Consider the following 19,287-nt stretch of genomic DNA (forward strand, 5'->3'; position numbering starts at 1 on the left):
ATGTCTAATACGAAAAGGCCTGCAACACCTGCGGGCCTTTCCTGTTTTGCATGGCAAAATCGATCAGATCACGTGTTCGGCGGGCGGGTTTTGAACCCTGAACAACCGACCACGTTCGGCTATCAGAACGCAGCCGAGGGCGACAAATCCAAGCACGCAATAGCCGGTTGCAACTGGCGTGGTCGTGCCGTCAAAGGCCTGACCGATAATTGCGCCCAGTGCCGCTCCGATCACGGTTTGTGCAAAGCCCAGAACGGAGGATGCAGTTCCGGCAACCTCGCCCAGCGGCTCCATCGCCAGCGCATTGAAATTGGCGGTCACGAGGCTGAACGAGAACATGATTATCATGTAAATCGCCATCAGGAACGGGAAGGGAACAGGGTTTTCCAGCGTGACGGAAAGCACCATCCACAAAAGGCTGAAGCTGGTGAAGACAAGCAACATGGTTTGGGAAATTCGCCGCATGCCATAGCGACCGACCAGGCGCGAGTTCAAAAACGAGGCAAGCGCCAGTGTCATGGCGACAGCAGCGAAAGCCAGCGGGAACAATGCGCCGAGCTTGTAAATATCGACGAAAATCTGCTGCGCCGAGTTGATGTAGCCGAACAGCGCGCCGAGAATGAATGACGTGCCGAGCATGTAGAACAGAGCGACGCGGTTCGAAAGCACGATACCGAAGCCACCGATCACGCTCTTGACCGTCAGCGGGCGCCGGTTAGTGGCGGGCAGGGTTTCGGGCAGGCGAAGGAAAGCCCAGATACCGACGATAAGCGCCATCAGGGCCATCGACAGGAAAATCAGGTGCCATTCGCCGAAAAGCATGATGAGCTGGCCGGTTGCAGGTGCAACGACCGGCAGGATCATGAAAACCATCATGACGAGCGACATGACCTCCGCCATCTGGCGACCGGCGAACTTGTCGCGCACGACAGAGACGGCGATTACGCGCGTTCCCGCAGCGCCCAGCCCCTGCAACACGCGCAGGATGATAAGCGTCGTGAAATCGGTGACGATGGCTGATCCCAAAGCCGCCAGAATGTAAATGACGAGCCCGCCGAACAGCGGCAGCCTGCGGCCGAAGCGATCGCTCAACGGGCCGTAGAAAAGCTGTGAAACGCCAAAACCGAGGAGATAGGCAGTGATGACGAACTGGACGTGGTTTTCCGACTGCACACCGAGGCTTGCGCCGATCTGCGGCAGGCCGGGTAGCATGATATCGACCGCCAGCGCATTGATGGCCATGATCGCTGCGATGAGCGCAATGAATTCGCCGCGTCCACGCATGGAGGTCTTCTGGTCCGACGAACCGTTCTTGATGTCGAGCGGCATGACTGGCATTCCCTGGCAAAGTGGCGCATCGCGTCTGAAAGACACGATACGAAAGACAAAATTTAGAAAGCAGAAGCAGACAGATGGAATTCTGTCATTGTAGCATCTAGCAAATGCAAAAGGCGCCGTAGAACGGCGCCTTTGGAAAAAGGTGAGGCTGAGGCCGTATAACCGGCAATTAATCCTCAAGCAGCCTTGGTGGCAATACCCTTATCGGTAAAAAGTGCCTGCAATTCGCTCGATTGGAACATTTCGCGCACGATATCGCAGCCGCCGACGAATTCACCCTTTACATAAAGCTGAGGAATGGTTGGCCAGCTCGAATATTCCTTGATGCCCTGGCGCAGCTCGTCCGAGGACAGAACGTTGACGCCCTTATATTCCACACCGAGATAGTCGAGGATCTGGACGACCTGACCGGAGAAACCGCACTGCGGGAAACCCGGCGTACCCTTCATGAAAAGCACGACGTCGTTGGTCTTCACTTCATTCGCGATGAAATCGTTGATGCCGGTCATTTGCGGTCCTTTCCAAGCATAATCCCGAAAAGTCGCCTGACTTTTCGGACAGGATTATGCGCCAAACAAATACGTCGAGGCAAATTTCGACGCAAACAGGGAGGTCTTCCCCAATATAGTCATTTGAATGCTGGTAACCACCCCGTTGGGGCGAATGCAAGTCAAATGCTCAAGAAATCCGTATAAAGGGGAGCTGCATCTTGCCGCAGCGGGGTTCGCTGCTCGAATGGGGCTCCCTGGAACGGGCTTCCGTTATTCCGGTACGCTTGTCTGCAGGGCAAGCGCGTGAAGCACACCACCCATATTGCCCTTCAGAGCATCATAGACCATCTGGTGCTGCTGCACACGCGACTTGCCGCGGAAGCTCTCGGCCACAACCTCGGCAGCGAAATGGTCTCCATCTCCGGCAAGGTCGCGGATCGTCACCTTTGCGTCGGGAATCCCCTCGCGTATCAGTTTTTCGATCTCATGTGCGTCCATAGCCATGCAAAATCTCCCGCCGTTTCCGGCTTCTTCTTCTCATTTTATCGAATCGTAACGTACCATCGTGGAACGTCAACTAACATCTGTCTAACGCTTAAATAGCCGACAAGCAAACCGCCCGGACAGGCTTTCCATCCGGGCGGCAATTAGAGCATTTCCAGCAAAAGTGCGAGGCGCCTTCGCGTCGGATAATGCGCAAAACAAAGAGTTCAGGCGCAAGAAATACGATCAGTTATCACTGACCGGTTCGCCACTCATAAAGCCGGGGAACCAGCCTTCAAACGTGTCGGTCAGATCGGCAACGCTGACATTGACCAGATCGCCAATCTTCAGGCGGTCGCCGCCAACCGTGCCGAGCACGCGGAACGGAACGCCTGCACCTTCTGCATTGAGGGCAATGAGTTTTGCCATTTCCGCCGTAGCCGCGACGACATAGCGCGCCTGATCTTCACCGAAAAGGACCGCGTGCGGCAGACCATCACCGGCATCAAGTTCTGCGCCCTTGCCGGACTTGATCGCCATTTCAGCGACGGCAATCGCCAGACCGCCATCGGAGAGGTCGTGGCAGGCCGTAACCTGGCCGTTGCGGATGGCCGAACGAACAAATTCGCCGTTACGCTTTTCAAGTGCCAGATCGACTGTCGGGGCAGGGCCATCGGCACGGTCAAACAGATCGCGCAGGTAAATGGACTGGCCAAGATGTGCGCCATCGCCGCCAAGCAGAACCAGCGTGTCACCATCCTGCATGCCGCCGATTTTGGCCGTCTGCGACCAGTCCGGGATGAGGCCGACGCCGGCAATGGTCGGCGTTGGCAGGATGGCCTGACCGCTGGTCTCGTTATAGAGCGAGACATTGCCCGAAACGATCGGGAAATCGAGCGCGCGGCAGGCTTCACCGATGCCTTCAATGGCCTTGACGAGCTGGCCCATGATTTCCGGCTTTTCAGGATTGCCGAAATTCAGGTTGTCGGTTGATGCCAGCGGCTCCGCGCCGGTCGCGGTGATGTTGCGCCAGCATTCGGCCACGGCCTGCTTGCCGCCCTCGAATGGATCGGCTTCGCAATAGCGCGGTGTCACGTCGGATGAGAAGGCAAGAGCCTTGGTTTCATGACCCTCGACGCGGATTACACCGGCGTCGCCGCCCGGAACCTGCAGCGAATTGCCCTGAATGAGCGTATCGTACTGTTCATAGACCCAGCGACGCGACGAAAGATCGGGCGAACCGATGAGCTTGAGAAGGGCTGCCGAATAGTCTTCCACCTGCGGCACATTGCTGGCAGGGAGCGGCGCGTGCTTGCCCGGCTCCATCCACGGACGATCATATTCCGGCGCTTCATCGCCCAGATCCTTGATCGGCAGATTGGCGACTTCCTCGCCCTGATGAATAACGCGGAAACGAAGATCGTCGGTCGTCTTGCCGACGATGGCGAAGTCGAGACCCCACTTGCGGAAGATCGCCTGCGCTTCGGCTTCCTTCTCAGGTTTCAGAACCATGAGCATGCGCTCCTGGCTTTCCGACAGCATCATTTCATAGGCCGTCATGTTCTCTTCGCGGACGGGAACATGGTCGAGTATGAGTTCAATGCCGAGGTCACCCTTGGCGCCCATTTCGACAGCCGAACAGGTGAGGCCAGCCGCACCCATATCCTGAATGGCGATAACCGCGCCGGAGGCCATCAGCTCAAGGCAGGCTTCGAGCAGGCACTTTTCGGTAAATGGATCGCCGACCTGAACGGTAGGGCGCTTTTCTTCAATCGACTCGTCGAATTCAGCCGATGCCATGGTCGCGCCGCCGACACCGTCGCGGCCCGTCTTGGCACCCAGATAGACAACCGGCAGGCCGACGCCCTTGGCTTCCGACAGGAAGATGCCATCATGCTTGGCAAGACCGGCAGCAAAGGCATTGACGAGGATATTGCCGTTATAACGCTTGTCGAAGTTCACTTCGCCACCAACGGTCGGCACGCCGAAGGCATTGCCATAGCCGCCGACGCCCGACACGACGCCGGATACCAGGTGACGGGTCTTCGGATGATCGGGTTCGCCAAAGCGGAGCGCATTCATCGCCGCAACGGGACGCGCGCCCATGGTGAACACGTCGCGCAAAATGCCGCCGACACCGGTCGCTGCACCCTGATAGGGCTCGATGTAGGACGGGTGGTTGTGGCTTTCCATCTTGAAGACGACGCAATCACCATCGCCGATGTCCACCACGCCTGCATTTTCGCCAGGGCCCTGAATAACGCGCGGTCCGGTTGTCGGAAGCGTGCGAAGCCATTTCTTGGAGGACTTGTAGGAGCAATGCTCGTTCCACATCGCCGAGAAAATCCCGAGCTCTGTGAAGGTGGGCTCGCGTCCGATCAGATCAAGAATGCGCTGATACTCGTCCGGCTTAAGACCATGCGCTTCGATCAATTCCGGCGTGATGTCTCGCGTATTGGAAATAGTCATGGAAATGGGGAACCCCGTCGCAGGCTGCGGCGTCCGACGCCCTGTGCCTAAGGGACGGTCGCCTAAGGTTTCAAGGCGCCTCTTTAACCTATGTTTTCACGAAGTGCGACAGGAAAATACCGCTTTTCCAGCCCTTCATCGAATATCCATAATAATCGCACGCAAGCGCGCGCGGTCAGACACTCCCTTCATATCCTGCCTGTTCGTTTTCAAGCAGGCGACGGAGCGTCAGAAAACAGTTTTCGACGACGCTGCGATCGGCGGGAGAAGAAAAGGCAATGCGGACCCGATGATAAATCTGATCGACACGACCGGCCTTGAACTCATCTTCATCATCGATCAGGATTCCGCTTTCATAGGCGGCCGCCTTGAATGTGCCTGAAAGCCACGGCTCGGGCAGTCCCATCCACAGAAACGGAATTGTCGGGCGGGATACGAAATCGAAACCGTCGAAGATTTCTCTCGCCATTTTTTCGCGAATGACTGTTTCTTCGCGGCATTTGCTGTGAATGGCGTCTGCTTCACCTGACAACACAAGCTGAGCGCCGGTTTCGGCGAGCAAAAACGCTGCGCCGCCCGTGACCATCTTGTGCGTTACCTTCACACGTTGGGCGCAATGCGCAGGGCAGGCGACCCAGCCGCTGCGTATCCCTGCGGCAACGGCCTTCGACAGACCGGAGACGACAAAGGTGCGTTCAGGCGCAAAACTTGCCAAGGGTGGAATCTGGCTGTCGCACATGACGCCATAGATATCGTCTTCGATAAGCCAGACATTGTAACGCCTTGCGATGTCGGCGATTGCGCGACGCCGTTCTTCAGGCATGACGGATAATGTCGGATTGTGCAGCGTCGGCATCAGAAACGCGAGGGTGGGATGCTGCTGGCGGCAGGCCCGTTCGAATTCTTCCGGGATCAGACCATATTCATCCAGACCGGCCTGAATGGTACGGCGTCCGAGAAGGCGCACGGAGCGGCTGATCTGCGCATAGGTCAGATTTTCGAACAGGATGCGATCACCCGGATTCGTGAAGGCTGTGATGATTGCGATGCTCGCAGCCTGCGCGCCATTGGTAACGACAATACTGTCGAGGTCTGGCCGCCAGTCAGCCCGCGAAAGCCATTTCTGCCCGGCTTCCAGCCAGTGCTGCGGGAAGTAGCGCGAATAGCTTGCAATATCCTGCGGGAAATCCCGGTGAACGTCGGCGTTGATTTTGGCCAGAACTTCGTGCTGGCCGACATCTGGAGCGGCAGTCGTGTCGAAACGTATTTTCCCGGATGGGACGTCAGCAGGCTTTGTGCCAGCGATGCCGGAGGCGGCGAGCGCATTGTCTGCCGGTTCTTCACCCAACACATAGGTTCCCCGCCCGACTTCGCCCGTCACGAGGCCGCGTTCATGGGCCAGTGCATAAGCACGACCGATTGTACCGATTGTCACCTTCAAGTCGAAAGCGAGGTTGCGTTGCGGGGGAAGTTTGGCACCCGCAGGCAAACCGCCGTTGCCGATAGCCTCTTCGATGGCGTCGGCAAGCTGCAGATAAAACGGGCCGGATTTACCGGCAAGATATGGAATCCAATTTGTCATGGTGACAACTTATAAATTGTACCTATTGCTAAGTCAATTATAGAGTCAATTCGTCGCTACTTGGTGACAATGCAGACATCGAGCTAAACATAAGGTTTGCCTCCACTGCTGCCCAGCTCCCAACTGGCCCAACTGGCCCAACTGGCAATGAAATGGACCGAGCCAATGTTCTACTTTAGACCGCAGACCGAGACAATAGATACAATTCTTCCTGTGCCCGAGGCTGACAGCGTCACGGATTTGCCAAAAGCTTTGCAGGTCAATCTGACGACGGCGTCCCAGCCGCAAGTCGGATATGTACGGCGCGTTATAGATTGGATGTCTTATCGAATGATACTGCGGCGCACCCGGATCAGGTTGGGCGAACTGACAGATGATCAGTTGCGCGACATCGGACTACAGCGCGACGAAGCAGAGCGCGAAGCGCGCAAGGTGCGTTTTCACTTGCGTTGAGATGCGTCGCGGAAAGCAGCTTTCCGCGACGGCTTGATTACTGGCAGCCGCTCTGGCCTGAAGCCCAGCGGTTGACGTCGGCGGCGATCCTGCCGCCGTGGCCTTCCTGCATCATCGGGCCGAAGGCTTCGACGCGAGCCGGATTGCCTTGCGCATGTACGACGAGCAGCGGGCGTAATGCCGGATTATGGGCTGGAACGACCAGAATACGCGGGCGTCCTGTGAAGGAGTTCAGTTCCGGTGCGAGTGAGTAACCGCGGAAATCCTTGTCCTTCGATTTGAACCAGCAGCTATTTGCTGCTAGCGCAATGCGCTCCATGGTAGGCAGTGCCGCCTTGCTGGCGTCTACGGCGATGGGCCCCGTGGGCTTGCTGGAAGTGCAGGCTGCAAGCAATGCAATGGCCGGGACGGCCAGAAGAGCGAAAGTCTTGGTCTTCAAGGAGGGGCTCCGATAGTGCGTGCCTTCAAAAGGCACGCATGAGAGGTGGGGTAAACAGTGTCAGGCTAGTGGTCTGATTCCGACATTTGCGTCCCTCTGATACAGGCGCCGAGCAAATGTCGGAATCACAAAGACCACTAGAAACTTTATGTATCTAGTGGATTTTTCGAATTTGACGTTTGAAACAGCATCTCATTCAGTCGGCATTCAAACGTCAAATTCAATCCACTAGTTGCGGCATGAAAGCTTTCAGTCCGTCGCTCATCTCGTTCCAGATGCGCTCAAAAACCGGATGCTGTTTTGCCTTGGCGGCATATGCATCAAACTTCGGGAACTCGTCCAGCAAATCCGCTTTGCCCGAGAGCTTCTTCAACGGTTCCATCAGAAAACGTACCGGCAAGATCCAGCAATCCGCAAGCGTCGGTTCGTCTCCAGCAGCATAGGCTTTGTCTGAAAGACGGCTTTCGACCACTTTCAGGCCGGTATGCATCTTTTCGAACAGGCGTTCGATGCTTGCATCGTCGCGCTCGGGTTTGCTCAAAAGGATGAAAAGCTTCATCGCGGGGCCAAGCACGTCCAGTTCCGTCACGCGGGCAAGGAGACGAATAAGCGCGCGCTCGCGCGGCGTGCCGGGCAGCACGGACGTTTCTGGAAAGTGATCTTCGAGATATTCGGCGATCACCGCTCCCTCGAACAGTGTTTCACCGGAACTGGTAATCAGCACGGGTACGCGGCGAAGCGGCGTTACATTGCCGAAATCGGCTGGAAAAGGGTAGGGTAGGCTCACTGGCTTGAAAGACAGGTCCTTCAGGTAAAGAACTCCGCGGACAAAGGCCGAGTAAGGGGAAAGAGGTCTGGAATAAAGCTGCATGAATTAAGTTCCCCTGATTCGTTATCGCTAAAATGTGCGAGGCATTTCCAGCAAAAATGTGAACGCTCTTGCTTGGATAGCGCATGAAACAAATATGGGGCGATCCCGACGTTTTCTCTTCCGTTGGAACCCTCCCGCAGCCAAGCTGCCACGAAAATAGATGCTTTGCCAGTGCAGTTTTGCGGCGAAACACGCGCAACAAAAAAGGCGGCTCGATTGAAGCCGCCTTTTCCGTTTATCTGTCTGCAAGCCTACGCAGCAATGCCCAATGCGCCTGCGAAGAGCGCCCGACCATCATTGCCGCCATGCGCGGCTTCGATCAGGTTTTCAGGATGCGGCATCATGCCGAGCACATTGCCGCGTGCGTTGACGATACCGGCGATGTCGTTGACCGATCCGTTCGGATTGGTGCCTTCAGCATAGCGGAATACAACCTGGCCTTCACCTTCGAGACGCTTCAGCGTTTCGGCATCGGCGAAATAATTGCCGTCATGATGCGCGACCGGGCAGCGGATGATCTGGCCCGGCTTGTAGCCGCGCGTGAACGACGTGTTGGCGTTGGTTACTTCGAGCTTAACTTCGCGGCAGACGAACTTCAGCGAAGCATTGCGCATCAATGCGCCCGGCAGAAGTCCGGCTTCAACGAGAATCTGGAAACCGTTGCACACGCCCATGACCATGACGCCTTTTTCGGCCTTCTCGCGAACGGCCTGCATCACCGGCATACGGGCTGCAATCGCGCCGCAACGCAGATAGTCGCCATAGGAGAAGCCGCCCGGAATCAGGATCAGGTCCACATCGTCGGGAATGCTCGTATCGGTCTGCCAGACGGTCACCGGCGCCTGACCGGTGATCTTGGTGAGCGCTGCGATCATGTCGCGATCGCGATTGAGACCGGGAAGAAGAATGACTGCGGATTTCATGGCGTCTGCTTCCTTTGCTAGGCTCAGGCGATGGCGATGGAATAGTCTTCGATCACCGTGTTGGCGAGCAGCTTTTCGCACATGGCCTTCAGGTCGGCTTCGGCCTTGCTCTTGTCAGAACCATTCAGTTCGAGGTCGAAAACCTTGCCCTGACGAGCCGAGTTGACGCCATCAAAACCGAGGCTGCCGAGCGCGCCGACGATTGCCTTGCCCTGCGGGTCGAGAACGCCGTTTTTCAGTGTAACGGTGACGCGTGCCTTGATCACTCTGTAGTTCCTGCAATTCTAGAACGAATGAAACAGCCCGGAAGGCTTGATTTGGCATGATCCCGAAAACCGTGTCGACTGTTCAGGATCATGCCCTTCCGGGCTGGGCGGATCATTTTACTTTACAAGCGTAGGGCCAGCCGGGCGCGGCGTGTCGTTCTCGTTCATGATGCCGAGACGACGAGCCACTTCCTGATAGGCTTCGACCAGTCCGCCCATGTCGCGGCGGAAACGGTCCTTGTCGAGCTTGTCATTGGTGGTGATATCCCAAAGACGTGCAGAGTCCGGAGAAATTTCATCGGCGACGACGATGCGCATCATGTCGCCTTCCCAGAGACGTCCGCATTCCATCTTGAAATCGACAAGCTGGATGCCGATGCCGAGGAACAGGCCGGTCAGGAAGTCGTTGACGCGAATGGCGAGCGCCATGATGTCGTCGATTTCCGGCGGGCTTGCCCAGCCGAAAGCCGTGATATGCTCTTCGGTGACCATTGGGTCGTCGAGCGCGTCCGCCTTGTAATAGAACTCGATGATCGAGCGCGGCAGCACGGTGCCTTCTTCAAGGCCAAGACGCTTGGCAAGCGAACCGGCGGCGACATTGCGCACAACCACTTCAAGCGGAATGATTTCCACTTCCTTGATCAGCTGCTCACGCATGTTGAGACGGCGGATAAAGTGCGTTGGAATGCCAATGCGGTTGAGCTGGGTAAAAATATGCTCGGAAATGCGGTTGTTCAGCACGCCTTTTCCGTCGATGACTTCATGCTTCTTTGCATTGAAAGCGGTTGCATCATCTTTGAAAAATTGGACGAGCGTACCGGGTTCAGGGCCTTCATAAAGAATCTTGGCCTTGCCCTCGTAAATACGGCGGCGACGGTTCATGGCTTTTCTCGGATTTCCATATTTATGGTGATCGGCTCTAAGCCGCTATTCTCGCGGGCTACCTATAGCAATTGTGGGCTTTTAACAATCCTGCTTTGTGCCCGTTCCCCCGTTTTCGCTGTTTCTGATGCAAGTTTATGCATGAGTCGCAAGAAAGTAGTCTTTAGCTCTTGTATAATCTTGCGCCCCTTGCCAGCTTTAGGCAAGAGAACGGATGACGATCTCTTCTAACTTGTAAGTCTGGGAGCTTTATGAATGACCACTGGCATGGATGATCGCCGCGACGCTTTTGAAAAGAAATTCGCGCTTGATGCGGAACTGCGCTTCAAGGCGGAGGCACGCCGCAACAAGCTTCTGGGACTCTGGGCTGCTGACCAGCTTGGCAAGAAGGATGCGGATGCCGAAGCCTATGCCAAGGAAGTCGTTGCCGCTGACTTTGAGGAAGCTGGCGATGAGGATGTTTTCCGCAAAATTCGCGCCGACTTCGATGCGGCGAGCGTTAGCGTAAGCGATGAAGCAATCCGCGAAAAGATGTTCGCTTTCCTTGAGGAAGCCGTTCGTCAGGTGAAGCAGGATTGATGAATAATTCAGGGCGGACGTGCTGGTGGCATTTCCGCCCTGAACTTTTGAAATGAAGGAAATTCGAATGTCGTTGTCGTCGCGCCTTCGCGCCGGGGAAACAGTGCTTTCCGCATGGTCCTCCCTTCCTGAACCCCTGACGGTCGAAATTCTCGCCCATAGCGCCTTCGATGCCGTAACGCTCGACATGCAGCATGGCGGTCATGACGAGGCGAGTGTTCTTCGCTCTCTTGGTCTCATCCTGAACGCTGGCAAGCCGCCGGTCGTGCGCGTTCCTGTCGGACGTTTCGATATGGCGAGCCGTGCGCTGGATTTTGGCGCGCAGGCGGTCATCGCTCCGATGATTAATTCGGTCGAGGATGCCCGCAGGTTTGCGGCCGCCATGAAATATCCGCCGGTGGGCGAGCGCTCATGGGGCGTGTTCCGGGCCAATGCGGATTACGGTGCGCCGGGTTCCAACGATTATCTGACGACCGCAAATCACGACACACTTGCCTTCGCAATGATCGAAACGCGCGATGCCTATGATGCGCTGGATGCCATTCTGGATGTTCGCGGCATCGACGGTGTTTTCGTGGGACCGGCTGATTTTTCCATTGCGTGGAGCAACGGGCGTGAGGCAAATCCGAATTCGGATGCGATTGTGGAACCTATCGGCAATATTGCCCGCAAGGCCGCTGCGGCAGGAAAGATCGCCGGTATTTATTCACCGTCACCGGAGTTTGCGCGTCGTTACATTCCGCTTGGTTTCCGCTTCCTGACGCTCAGCAATGATGGCGGCTATATCCGGCTTGCAGCGGAAACGCTGACGAAAGCGGTTCGCGACTAGGGGCAGGACCTATTAATTTGATGGAAATGGCACCTGAAATGACAAGGGCTGCTAGGAGAGACGCGAAGAACGGGGTGGTTTCCCCGGTCAAGCGGTTCGACGCAGCAGATCGCCAGTCATTTCGGTGTCCAGAGGATGTGGTCCATCCAACCGGCTACTTTGTCGAAAAAGCTCGAAAATGAACCACATTTCCTTCGCCTTTTCTCCTCGTATCCGAATGGATGGCCTCACACCATTTTCACCAAATTAATAGGTCCTGACCCTAATTCCATTGCATGGTATTGAACAAGAAAAGGCGGGCTCGTGGCCCGCCTTTTTCATGCAGTATGAGTAAACATCAGTGATGCTTGGGCGCTTGTAGCTGCGTCATGAACTCGGCGAATACCATCGAGCCTTCCGGCCAAGGTCCATGCCCGGATTCCGAGTTGATATGCCCGGATTCGCCAGCGTCGATCAGCATTGCACCCCAGTCCTTCACGACATCTTCGGCAGCTTCAAAGCTGGAGAAGGGATCGTTGCGGCTGACCACAGTAATCGTTGGGAATGGCAGGCGTTCACGCGGGTAGGGGCCGAACGTCATCAGATGTTTGGGGCGGATTTTGTCGTTTGAAACGTCCGGAGGCGCCACAAAAAAGGCTCCGGCCACCTTGTGCTGAAAATGCGGCAAGGCATGAACCGCAGTTGCGACGCCGAGCGAATGCGCGACGAGAACGATCGGCCTTGTCGCTGCATTGGCAGCCTTGACGACTTCACCAATCCAGTCGTCGCGAACAGGTTTGGTCCACTCGGCCTGCTCGACACGCCGCGCCGTCGAGAGTTTACTCTCCCAACGGGTCTGCCAGTGGTCGGGGCCGGAATTGGTATAGCCGGGGATGATGAGGATATCTGCGTCTTTGACTTTCATGGCTTCCCATTTAGAGAGGCTTTGTAACTTCTTCAAGCCGTGCTTGTTGTATGCTTAGCATAGAAGGCGTGCGAATGATGAACAGCCTGTTCGCTGATCGCGATCTTGTGAAACACGCTCCAAATGGCGATGTTTAGGCAAGATTTGAAACGCGACGGAGATAATGAGATGGCAATCAGCAGACGTAAGATTCTCGGCGCTGCCGGGACTGCTGTAATGGCCAACATTCTTCCTGTTCGTGCAGAAATGCCGTCGAAGGAGGGCGACATGACACAGCATTTGAGAGCAACGGCAGTCGAAACGGAACGTCCGGTTGCTCCGCTTCCATTCGCAATGACCACGCCTATGCGTGTGGCACGTGTTGGCCTGAGGGCGCGCGATGCCGAAACATTGGCTGAATATTATCGCGATGTCGTTGGCTTGCGCGAGATGACCCGCCGTGGCGCGTCGATTGTACTCGGCGCCGGCGACCGCGAATTGATGGAAATTGAGCAGTTTTCGGCTGCCAAACCGGACGATCCGCGCAGCGCTGGTCTGTATCACACCGCATTTCTGCTGCCGACTCGTGGCGATCTCGCGCGCTGGTCGCGCCGCGCCATCGACAAGCAATTGCCGGTCAGCGGTGCATCGGATCATAAGGTGAGCGAAGCGATCTATCTGACCGACCCCGAGGGTAACGGTATCGAAATCTACTCAGACCGTCCGAACAATGAGTGGCAATGGAATGGCGACCGGGTTGCCATGAGCACTGATCCGCTCGATGTCGGAAATCTGCTCGATGTCATCAAGCGCGAGGGCGGAGAATGGGACGGCGCACCGCAGAACACCGTGGTTGGTCACGTTCATCTGCGTGTCGGCAATGCCCATGAAGCTGAAACCTTCTGGCACAATGAACTCGGCCTCGAAACCGTTCAAACCTATGGTGACCGGGCTGTGTTCATGTCCACTGGGCGCTACCATCACCATATCGCTGCCAATGCCTGGCAGAGTGCCGGTGCTGGCAAGCGTGACCAGGATCGAACCGGCCTCGGCTGGGTTGAGCTGGAAGACACGCGTGGCGGCAATAACAGCACCTTCGTGGACCCATGGGGCAACGTGGTCAACACGATCAAGACCAAGGCGTAATTAGCCGATCTTCAGAATGTAAAAAAAGCCCCATGTTTTCATAAGCATGGGGCTTTTTTCGGATTCAAATTATGAACCAATTAAAAGAGGGCGCAGATTTTGGTTATGACGTGCCGAAAATCGTGGCTTGCGAGAACCGGAGCGCAGTGTGCTTCACGCATGGTCCCGAAAAGTTGCAGACTTTTCGGACAAGACCATGCGAATAGAATAACTACGTGAGCACCGGAAGCGCAGTAAGACGCGATTTGCAGGCCGTCAGAGCCGAAATCTCAACCGAAGACGCGCTTGAAAATCGTATCTACATGCTTGGTGTGATAGCCGAGATCGAATTTTTCGCGGATCTGGTCTTCGGAAAGAGCCGCGCGCACTTCTGTGTCGGCCAGCAGTTCCTCAAGGAAGTCGGCACCCTGTTCCCAGACCTTCATGGCATTGCGCTGCACCAGACGATAAGCGTCTTCACGCGACACACCTGCCTGCGTGAGTGCAAGAAGCACACGCTGGGAGTGCACCAGACCGCGGAACTTATTCATGTTTTTCAGCATGTTGTCCGGGTAGATCACCAGCTTTTCGATCACGCCGGCCAAACGGTTGAGCGCAAAGTCGAGCGTGATGGTGGTGTCCGGGCCAATCGCACGTTCAACGCTGGAATGCGAAATATCGCGTTCGTGCCAGAGAGCCACGTTTTCCATCGCAGGCGTTACTGACATGCGCACCAGACGGGCGAGGCCAGTCAGGTTTTCGGTCAGAACCGGATTGCGCTTGTGCGGCATGGCGGACGAACCCTTCTGGCCCGGCGAGAAGAATTCTTCTGCTTCCAGAACTTCCGTGCGCTGCATATGGCGGATTTCGATGGCGATATTTTCCATCGAAGAGGCAATAACGCCGAGCGTTGCAAAGAACATTGCATGGCGGTCGCGCGGGATCACCTGCGTCGAAACCGGCTCTGCTTCGAGGCCGAGCTTGGCGCATACATATTCTTCCACACGCGGGTCGATATTGGCGAACGTGCCGACGGCACCGGAAATAGCGCCGGTCGCGATTTCCTCGCGTGCCGCAACGAGGCGGGCGCGGCCACGCGCCATCTCGGCATAGAAGCGCGCAAAGGTTAGGCCCATCGTCGTCGGTTCGGCATGGATGCCATGGCTGCGGCCGATGCGGACCGTATCCTTGTGTTCAAAAGCACGCTTCTTCAGGGCTTCCAGAACGCGGTCCATGTCGGCAAGCAACAGATCGGCAGCGCGTACGAGCTGGACGTTGAGCGTGGTGTCGAGTACGTCCGACGACGTCATGCCCTGATGCACGAAGCGGCTGTCCGGGCCGATGAATTCAGCCAGATGCGTCAGGAAGGCAATGACGTCATGCTTCGTGACGGCCTCGATTTCGTCGATACGGGCGACGTCGAACTTCGCCACGCTACCCTTTTCCCAGATGGTCTTTGCCGCTTCCTTCGGGATGACGCCGAGTTGCGCCAGCGCCTCGCAGGCATAGGCTTCGATCTCGAACCAGATGCGGAACTTCGTTTCGGGCGACCAGATGGCGACCATTTCAGGCCGGGAGTAGCGCGGGATCATGGGTGCATCCTGTAGAAAGTGGGAGTTTAACGATTGCGGGCAGCTTCAGCCGCGGCACGAATGGCGTCGATATTGGCGCGGTAGCTCTCGACGGAGTTGCCCTTGTAAACGGCAGAACCGGCCACGAGAATGTTGGCGCCAGCGGCAACGACCGAGCCTGCGGTTTCCGGCGTGATGCCGCCATCGACTTCGATATCGATAGGGCGGTCGCCAACCATTTCGCGGACGCGCTTGATCTTGTCGAGCATCGGCGCGATGAACTTCTGACCGCCAAAACCGGGATTGACGGTCATGACGAGGACGAGATCGATATCTTCGATAACGTTGGTCAGCGCCTCGACGGGCGTTGCCGGGTTGAGCGCCAGACCGGCTTTCTTGCCGAGAGCGCGGATCGACTGCAGCGAACGGTGCGTGTGCGGGCCGGCTTCGGCGTGAATTGTGATGAGATCGCAACCGGCATCGGCAAAGGGTGCCAGATAGGGATCGCACGGCGCAATCATCAGATGCGCATCGAAGAACGCCTTGGTGCGCGGGCGGATCGCCTTCACCACTTGCGGGCCGAAAGTGATGTTCGGCACAAAATGCCCATCCATGACGTCGATATGCACCCAGTCGGCACCGGCTTCCAGCACGGCATCGACTTCTTCGCCAAGACGAGCGAAGTCGGCGGAAAGGATGGACGGGGCGATGGCGATGGGGCGCATATGTGATCTCCGTAACTTTGGCCAGCCCCTAGCACATGAGGGGCAGGAATCCTATCCCCAGCGCTTGTGGAACCACATCCACTGGCCGGGATATTCGCGTACCCATGTTTCGACGGTATCGTTTAGAAGCTGCGCTGTTGCAGCCACATCGATCTCGCCCTTGTCGTCGCGCGGTAATTCCATGCGTTCATAAAGCTCAAGACGATAGCGTCCGCCGGGCAGGCGGATACAGCGCGCCGGATAGACGTCGCAATCATATTGCCGCGCAAGCTTGGCCAACAGCGGATTGGTCTTCACCGGGCGATTGAAGAAAGTGGAAGGCACGCCACGGCGGAATTTCTGATCCACCAGCATGCCGACATTGCCGCCTTCATCGAGGATGTGCGCAAGCGACCATGCAGCCCCGGCTTTCGACGGCACCAGATGGCCCATATTGGTACGGCGGGCTTTCAGAACCTTGTCGGCGATATAGGGATTGTTTGGCGGACGGAAGAGGGCCGTTACGTTCAGGCCGAAGGTCGCGGCGCAGATCGGCAAAAGCTCGAAATTACCGGTATGAGCGGTGAAGAAGATATGCGGCTTCTTCTCGTCGCGCAGGCGTTCGAAAATCGGAATGCCTTCCACTTCGACCAGTCCCGGTTTCGTGGAATAGGGATCGAAATCGAAAACAGCATCGAGGAAGATATATTCCGCGAAGAGGCGCGCCATCGAATCCCACATTTCGCGGGCGATGTCTTCGATTTCCGCGTCGGTTTTCTCAGGATAGGCCTGGCGCAGATTGTCAGTGGCAACCTTGTGGCGCGGCGTCAGCGGCCCGATCACACGGGCCACTTTGGCGGAAAAGCTGATCGCTGCCTTTGCCGGGAAAAGGCGCAGCAGGCCAAGCAGCAGAAAGACGGCCTGCGCCCAGAGCCAGTAGTTGAACTGCTTCAGCTTGCGGGTCCAGCGGAAGAGCAGAAGTTTCAGCTTGAACATCATGGACGTGGGCGACTCAGTCGATCTCGAGAATGATCTTGCCGAAGACGTCGCGGCCTTCCATGCGCTTCAGCGCCGTGTCGATATCGTTGAAGCCAACCACAGTATCGATGACCGGATGCACGATGCCGCGCGCCATTTTCTGCATGGCGTCGGCCATGTTTTCCAAACGGCAACCGAAGGAACCCAGAATCTTGAGCTGCTGCTGGAAGAGCTGCATCAGGTTCATGTTGGTGGAAACGCCGGAGGTCGAGCCACAGGTGACGAGACGTGCGCCGCGCTTCATGCAGAGCATCGAACCCGCCCAGGTATCCGCGCCAACATGCTCGAACACCACGTCCACACCCTTCTTCTTGGTGAGCTTGCGCACGACGCCCTCGAAGCGGTCTTCACGGTAATTGATGACATGATCGGCACCGAGGGCCTTGGCCTTCTCGATCTTGTCGTCGGAACCGACTGTGGTGATGACGGTGCAGCCCATCTTCTTGGCAAGCTGGATGGCAGCCGAACCGATGCCGGAACCGCCAGCCTGTACGAGTACGGTTTCACCGGGCTCCAGCTTGGCATTGTCGAACAGCATATGCTCGACCGTACCGAAGGTTACAGGTGCGACGGCGGCACCGATGGCGTCGACACCGGGAGGTGCCGGAACGAGAAGACGGGCAGGCAGGTTCACGGCCTCGCAGGCAAAGCCGTCGAGATGGAAACCATGTACACCGCCGACATGCTCGCACAGATTGTCACGGCCTTCGCGGCAGGCGCGGCAAAGCCCGCAGGTGCGCGCACCATAGATCGAGACGAGCTGGCCGGGCAGGAGATTGGAAACGCCAGGACCGACGGCATCCACAACTCCTGAAGCTTCCGCACCGATAACCAACGGCATCTTGCGCTTGGCAAACGCCATGCCGCGCCAGCCCCATACATCGATGTGGTTGAGCGCAACGGCCTTGATCCGCACCGTCACTTCGCCAATGCCGGGGGCAGGCGGCGGTGCGATATCTGTAATTTCAAGGCGGCGATCATCGAGAAGCTGCAAGGCGCGCATGAAGTAATCCTTTTCAAGACATAATCCCGGAAACGGCGAACCGTCCGGGATCATGGGAAAATTCGTATTTGCCGGACCGATTAATTCGGATTTGCCGTCAAAACAAGGCTCGTATTCTGTCCGCCGAAACCGAACGAGTTGGAAAGCACGGCAGAAACCTCCGCCTGACGCTTCACATTCGGCACGACATCAAGCGGAATAGCCGGGTCCGGATTGTCGTAGTTGATGGTCGGCGGCAGCGTGCCTGTCTGGATCGTCAGAAGCGAGAAGACGGCTTCAATGGCACCCGCAGCGGTCAGCGTATGGCCGATCATCGACTTGTTGGACGAAACCGGGATGGAGGCAAGCCTGTCGCCGAATACGGTCGAAAGCGCCAGATATTCCATCTTGTCGTTTTCGGGTGTCGAGGTGCCGTGGGCGTTGATATAGGAAATCTGCTCTTCGGTCAGACCGGCATCGGCCAGCGCAGCGCGCACCGTGCCGATGGCAGGCGAGGCATCCGGCTTGGAGCGTGTGCGATGGAAATCATCAGCCTTTTCGCCACAACCGGCGAGAATGCCCAGAACCTTGGCGCCGCGTGCTACGGCGCTTTCGAGTGATTCCATCACCAGCGCACCGGAACCTTCCGACATGGCAAAGCCGTCGCGGTCCTTGGAGAAAGGCTTGGAAGCCTTTTCCGGCTTGTCGTTCTGCGTGGAAAGGGCCGATAGCAGCGAGAAGCGGATCAGGGCTTCGGCAGAGACGGAACCGTCAGTTCCGATGGAAAGAACCCGATCGCTTTCGCCGCGACGGATGGCTTCGACACCAAGCTGGATCGCAGTCGCACCCGAAGCACATGCGGTTGAAAGCGTGATCGGCAGGCCGCGTGTGCCGAAAGCTTTCGACAGGCGTTCTGCGATATAGCCGAACTGGGTCGTGTTGAAGAGGTCATCCTGACGCGCACGACGGCAGGCTTCCAGCAGGAGCGGATAGCTTGCCGGGCCTTCATTCTTCACGGTTGCATCAAGCGCAAACCGGCTTTTCCAGTCCAGTTCGACCGGAGGAGCTGCCAGAAAAAGCGGGCCGCCGAAATCGGTAGACGAAAGGCCGGACTGTGCGAGGGCTTCTTCACCGGCGAGCTGGGCCAGCGCTTCGGAGAGTGCCGATGCACCTACATCGCTTTCAGCCAGAAAATCGACTGTTCCAGAAAAGCGCGTATTGAGATTGTCGGTTGGAAAGCGGGTGATGGCATGGATACCCGATTTTCCGCCGGTCAACGCAGCCCAGTTGTCTTCCTTGCCCTGACCGAGCGAGGAAACCACGCCAGCGCCGGTAATGGCGACAATGGGACGACCGAGATGGTCTGTATATTTCGTCAT

At 56.9% G+C, this 19,287-nt stretch carries 20 protein-coding genes; 4 read left to right on the forward strand and 16 right to left on the reverse strand.

Going from position 1 to position 19,287, the window contains the following annotated elements:
- Positions 1 to 63: 63 nt before the first annotated feature.
- The 5 genes from F9K94_RS01475 to F9K94_RS01495 form a co-directional block, all read right to left on the reverse strand.
- The gene (locus F9K94_RS01475; protein ID WP_151557345.1) at positions 64 to 1,329 is read right to left on the reverse strand and encodes a multidrug effflux MFS transporter; all 1,266 of its coding nucleotides are present in this window, start codon (positions 1,327 to 1,329) and stop codon (positions 64 to 66) included.
- A gap of 185 nt (positions 1,330 to 1,514) precedes the next feature.
- Positions 1,515 to 1,847: a Grx4 family monothiol glutaredoxin gene (grxD, locus tag F9K94_RS01480; protein ID WP_061345429.1), complete on the reverse strand. Its 333-nt coding sequence runs from the start codon at positions 1,845 to 1,847 to the stop codon at positions 1,515 to 1,517.
- 252 nt (positions 1,848 to 2,099) lie between these two features.
- Entirely contained in the window at positions 2,100 to 2,333 is a 234-nt protein-coding gene (locus F9K94_RS01485) for a BolA/IbaG family iron-sulfur metabolism protein (RefSeq protein ID WP_002963968.1), read from the reverse strand.
- Positions 2,334 to 2,558: 225 nt separating this feature from the next.
- A complete protein-coding gene (purL, locus tag F9K94_RS01490) occupies positions 2,559 to 4,781 on the reverse strand; it encodes a phosphoribosylformylglycinamidine synthase subunit PurL (protein ID WP_151643232.1) in 2,223 nt (740 codons plus the stop codon).
- Between the two features lie 175 nt (positions 4,782 to 4,956).
- Positions 4,957 to 6,363 (reverse strand): aminotransferase-like domain-containing protein, encoded by a 1,407-nt coding sequence (locus F9K94_RS01495; RefSeq protein ID WP_151643233.1) that lies wholly within the window; start codon positions 6,361 to 6,363, stop codon positions 4,957 to 4,959.
- Between the two features lie 165 nt (positions 6,364 to 6,528).
- On the opposite strand from F9K94_RS01495, the gene F9K94_RS01500 reads away from it, so the two are divergent.
- Positions 6,529 to 6,816 (forward strand): DUF1127 domain-containing protein, encoded by a 288-nt coding sequence (locus tag F9K94_RS01500; protein WP_235920556.1) that lies wholly within the window; start codon positions 6,529 to 6,531, stop codon positions 6,814 to 6,816.
- A 37-nt stretch (positions 6,817 to 6,853) separates the two neighbouring features.
- Here F9K94_RS01500 and F9K94_RS01505 read toward each other — a convergent pair whose 3' ends face one another.
- From F9K94_RS01505 to purC, 5 genes are all read right to left on the reverse strand, one after another.
- Positions 6,854 to 7,255, reverse strand: a complete 402-nt coding sequence (locus tag F9K94_RS01505; protein WP_151643237.1) for a hypothetical protein — start codon at positions 7,253 to 7,255, stop codon at positions 6,854 to 6,856.
- Positions 7,256 to 7,475: 220 nt separating this feature from the next.
- Positions 7,476 to 8,126: a glutathione S-transferase family protein gene (locus tag F9K94_RS01510; RefSeq protein WP_151643239.1), complete on the reverse strand. Its 651-nt coding sequence runs from the start codon at positions 8,124 to 8,126 to the stop codon at positions 7,476 to 7,478.
- A 251-nt stretch (positions 8,127 to 8,377) separates the two neighbouring features.
- Positions 8,378 to 9,049, reverse strand: coding sequence for a phosphoribosylformylglycinamidine synthase subunit PurQ (gene purQ / locus F9K94_RS01515; protein ID WP_151643241.1), 672 nt, complete (start codon positions 9,047 to 9,049; stop codon positions 8,378 to 8,380).
- 23 nt (positions 9,050 to 9,072) lie between these two features.
- Positions 9,073 to 9,315, reverse strand: coding sequence for a phosphoribosylformylglycinamidine synthase subunit PurS (purS, locus tag F9K94_RS01520; RefSeq protein ID WP_061345423.1), 243 nt, complete (start codon positions 9,313 to 9,315; stop codon positions 9,073 to 9,075).
- 117 nt (positions 9,316 to 9,432) lie between these two features.
- Positions 9,433 to 10,197 carry a phosphoribosylaminoimidazolesuccinocarboxamide synthase gene (purC, locus tag F9K94_RS01525; RefSeq protein WP_010661209.1) on the reverse strand — a complete coding sequence of 255 codons (765 nt, stop codon included), beginning with the start codon at positions 10,195 to 10,197 and terminating at the stop codon, positions 9,433 to 9,435.
- Between the two features lie 255 nt (positions 10,198 to 10,452).
- On the opposite strand from purC, the gene F9K94_RS01535 reads away from it, so the two are divergent.
- A complete protein-coding gene (locus F9K94_RS01535) occupies positions 10,453 to 10,776 on the forward strand; it encodes a DUF1476 domain-containing protein (RefSeq protein WP_151643243.1) in 324 nt (107 codons plus the stop codon).
- Positions 10,777 to 10,837: 61 nt separating this feature from the next.
- Positions 10,838 to 11,605, forward strand: a complete 768-nt coding sequence (locus F9K94_RS01540) for an HpcH/HpaI aldolase family protein (protein ID WP_029376246.1) — start codon at positions 10,838 to 10,840, stop codon at positions 11,603 to 11,605.
- Positions 11,606 to 11,942: 337 nt separating this feature from the next.
- Here the strand turns inward: F9K94_RS01540 and F9K94_RS01545 are convergent, their stop codons facing one another.
- Entirely contained in the window at positions 11,943 to 12,509 is a 567-nt protein-coding gene (locus tag F9K94_RS01545; protein ID WP_061345420.1) for an alpha/beta hydrolase, read from the reverse strand.
- A 168-nt stretch (positions 12,510 to 12,677) separates the two neighbouring features.
- On the opposite strand from F9K94_RS01545, the gene F9K94_RS01550 reads away from it, so the two are divergent.
- Positions 12,678 to 13,634 (forward strand): VOC family protein, encoded by a 957-nt coding sequence (locus F9K94_RS01550; RefSeq protein ID WP_407922018.1) that lies wholly within the window; start codon positions 12,678 to 12,680, stop codon positions 13,632 to 13,634.
- A gap of 269 nt (positions 13,635 to 13,903) precedes the next feature.
- Here F9K94_RS01550 and purB read toward each other — a convergent pair whose 3' ends face one another.
- The 5 genes from purB to F9K94_RS01575 all read right to left on the reverse strand — a co-directional run bounded on the left by purB (position 13,904) and on the right by F9K94_RS01575 (position 19,287).
- The gene (gene purB, locus F9K94_RS01555; RefSeq protein WP_151643246.1) at positions 13,904 to 15,205 is read right to left on the reverse strand and encodes an adenylosuccinate lyase; all 1,302 of its coding nucleotides are present in this window, start codon (positions 15,203 to 15,205) and stop codon (positions 13,904 to 13,906) included.
- Positions 15,206 to 15,231: 26 nt separating this feature from the next.
- Positions 15,232 to 15,909: a ribulose-phosphate 3-epimerase gene (rpe, locus tag F9K94_RS01560; protein ID WP_151643248.1), complete on the reverse strand. Its 678-nt coding sequence runs from the start codon at positions 15,907 to 15,909 to the stop codon at positions 15,232 to 15,234.
- 51 nt (positions 15,910 to 15,960) lie between these two features.
- Complete coding sequence (locus F9K94_RS01565) at positions 15,961 to 16,887, reverse strand: lipid A biosynthesis lauroyl acyltransferase (protein ID WP_151643250.1); 927 nt, start codon at positions 16,885 to 16,887, stop codon at positions 15,961 to 15,963.
- 13 nt (positions 16,888 to 16,900) lie between these two features.
- A complete protein-coding gene (locus tag F9K94_RS01570) occupies positions 16,901 to 17,929 on the reverse strand; it encodes a zinc-binding dehydrogenase (protein WP_151643252.1) in 1,029 nt (342 codons plus the stop codon).
- 80 nt (positions 17,930 to 18,009) lie between these two features.
- The gene (locus tag F9K94_RS01575) at positions 18,010 to 19,287 is read right to left on the reverse strand and encodes a beta-ketoacyl-ACP synthase (RefSeq protein ID WP_151643254.1); all 1,278 of its coding nucleotides are present in this window, start codon (positions 19,285 to 19,287) and stop codon (positions 18,010 to 18,012) included.

This window comes from Brucella tritici (assembly GCF_008932285.1).
Classification (GTDB): domain Bacteria; phylum Pseudomonadota; class Alphaproteobacteria; order Rhizobiales; family Rhizobiaceae; genus Brucella; species Brucella tritici.

Excerpts from the sequence above, each read along its gene's own strand:
- F9K94_RS01475 (WP_151557345.1), bottom strand. The coding sequence starts at position 1,329 with ATGCCGCTCGACATCAAGAACGGTTCGTCGGACCAGAAGACCTCCATG.
- F9K94_RS01565 (WP_151643250.1), bottom strand. The coding sequence starts at position 16,887 with ATGATGTTCAAGCTGAAACTTCTGCTCTTCCGCTGGACCCGCAAGCTG.
- F9K94_RS01485 (WP_002963968.1), bottom strand. The coding sequence starts at position 2,333 with ATGGCTATGGACGCACATGAGATCGAAAAACTGATACGCGAGGGGATT.
- rpe (WP_151643248.1), bottom strand. The coding sequence starts at position 15,909 with ATGCGCCCCATCGCCATCGCCCCGTCCATCCTTTCCGCCGACTTCGCT.
- purB (WP_151643246.1), bottom strand. The coding sequence starts at position 15,205 with ATGATCCCGCGCTACTCCCGGCCTGAAATGGTCGCCATCTGGTCGCCC.
- purQ (WP_151643241.1), bottom strand. The coding sequence starts at position 9,049 with ATGAAATCCGCAGTCATTCTTCTTCCCGGTCTCAATCGCGATCGCGAC.
- F9K94_RS01500 (WP_235920556.1), top strand. The coding sequence starts at position 6,529 with ATGTTCTACTTTAGACCGCAGACCGAGACAATAGATACAATTCTTCCT.
- grxD (WP_061345429.1), bottom strand. The coding sequence starts at position 1,847 with ATGACCGGCATCAACGATTTCATCGCGAATGAAGTGAAGACCAACGAC.
- F9K94_RS01550 (WP_407922018.1), top strand. The coding sequence starts at position 12,678 with ATGGCAATCAGCAGACGTAAGATTCTCGGCGCTGCCGGGACTGCTGTA.
- F9K94_RS01545 (WP_061345420.1), bottom strand. The coding sequence starts at position 12,509 with ATGAAAGTCAAAGACGCAGATATCCTCATCATCCCCGGCTATACCAAT.
- F9K94_RS01510 (WP_151643239.1), bottom strand. The coding sequence starts at position 8,126 with ATGCAGCTTTATTCCAGACCTCTTTCCCCTTACTCGGCCTTTGTCCGC.
- F9K94_RS01570 (WP_151643252.1), bottom strand. The coding sequence starts at position 17,929 with ATGCGCGCCTTGCAGCTTCTCGATGATCGCCGCCTTGAAATTACAGAT.
- F9K94_RS01495 (WP_151643233.1), bottom strand. The coding sequence starts at position 6,363 with ATGACAAATTGGATTCCATATCTTGCCGGTAAATCCGGCCCGTTTTAT.
- F9K94_RS01535 (WP_151643243.1), top strand. The coding sequence starts at position 10,453 with ATGACCACTGGCATGGATGATCGCCGCGACGCTTTTGAAAAGAAATTC.
- F9K94_RS01575 (WP_151643254.1), bottom strand. The coding sequence starts at position 19,287 with ATGACGAAATATACAGACCATCTCGGTCGTCCCATTGTCGCCATTACC.
- purL (WP_151643232.1), bottom strand. The coding sequence starts at position 4,781 with ATGACTATTTCCAATACGCGAGACATCACGCCGGAATTGATCGAAGCG.
- purC (WP_010661209.1), bottom strand. The coding sequence starts at position 10,197 with ATGAACCGTCGCCGCCGTATTTACGAGGGCAAGGCCAAGATTCTTTAT.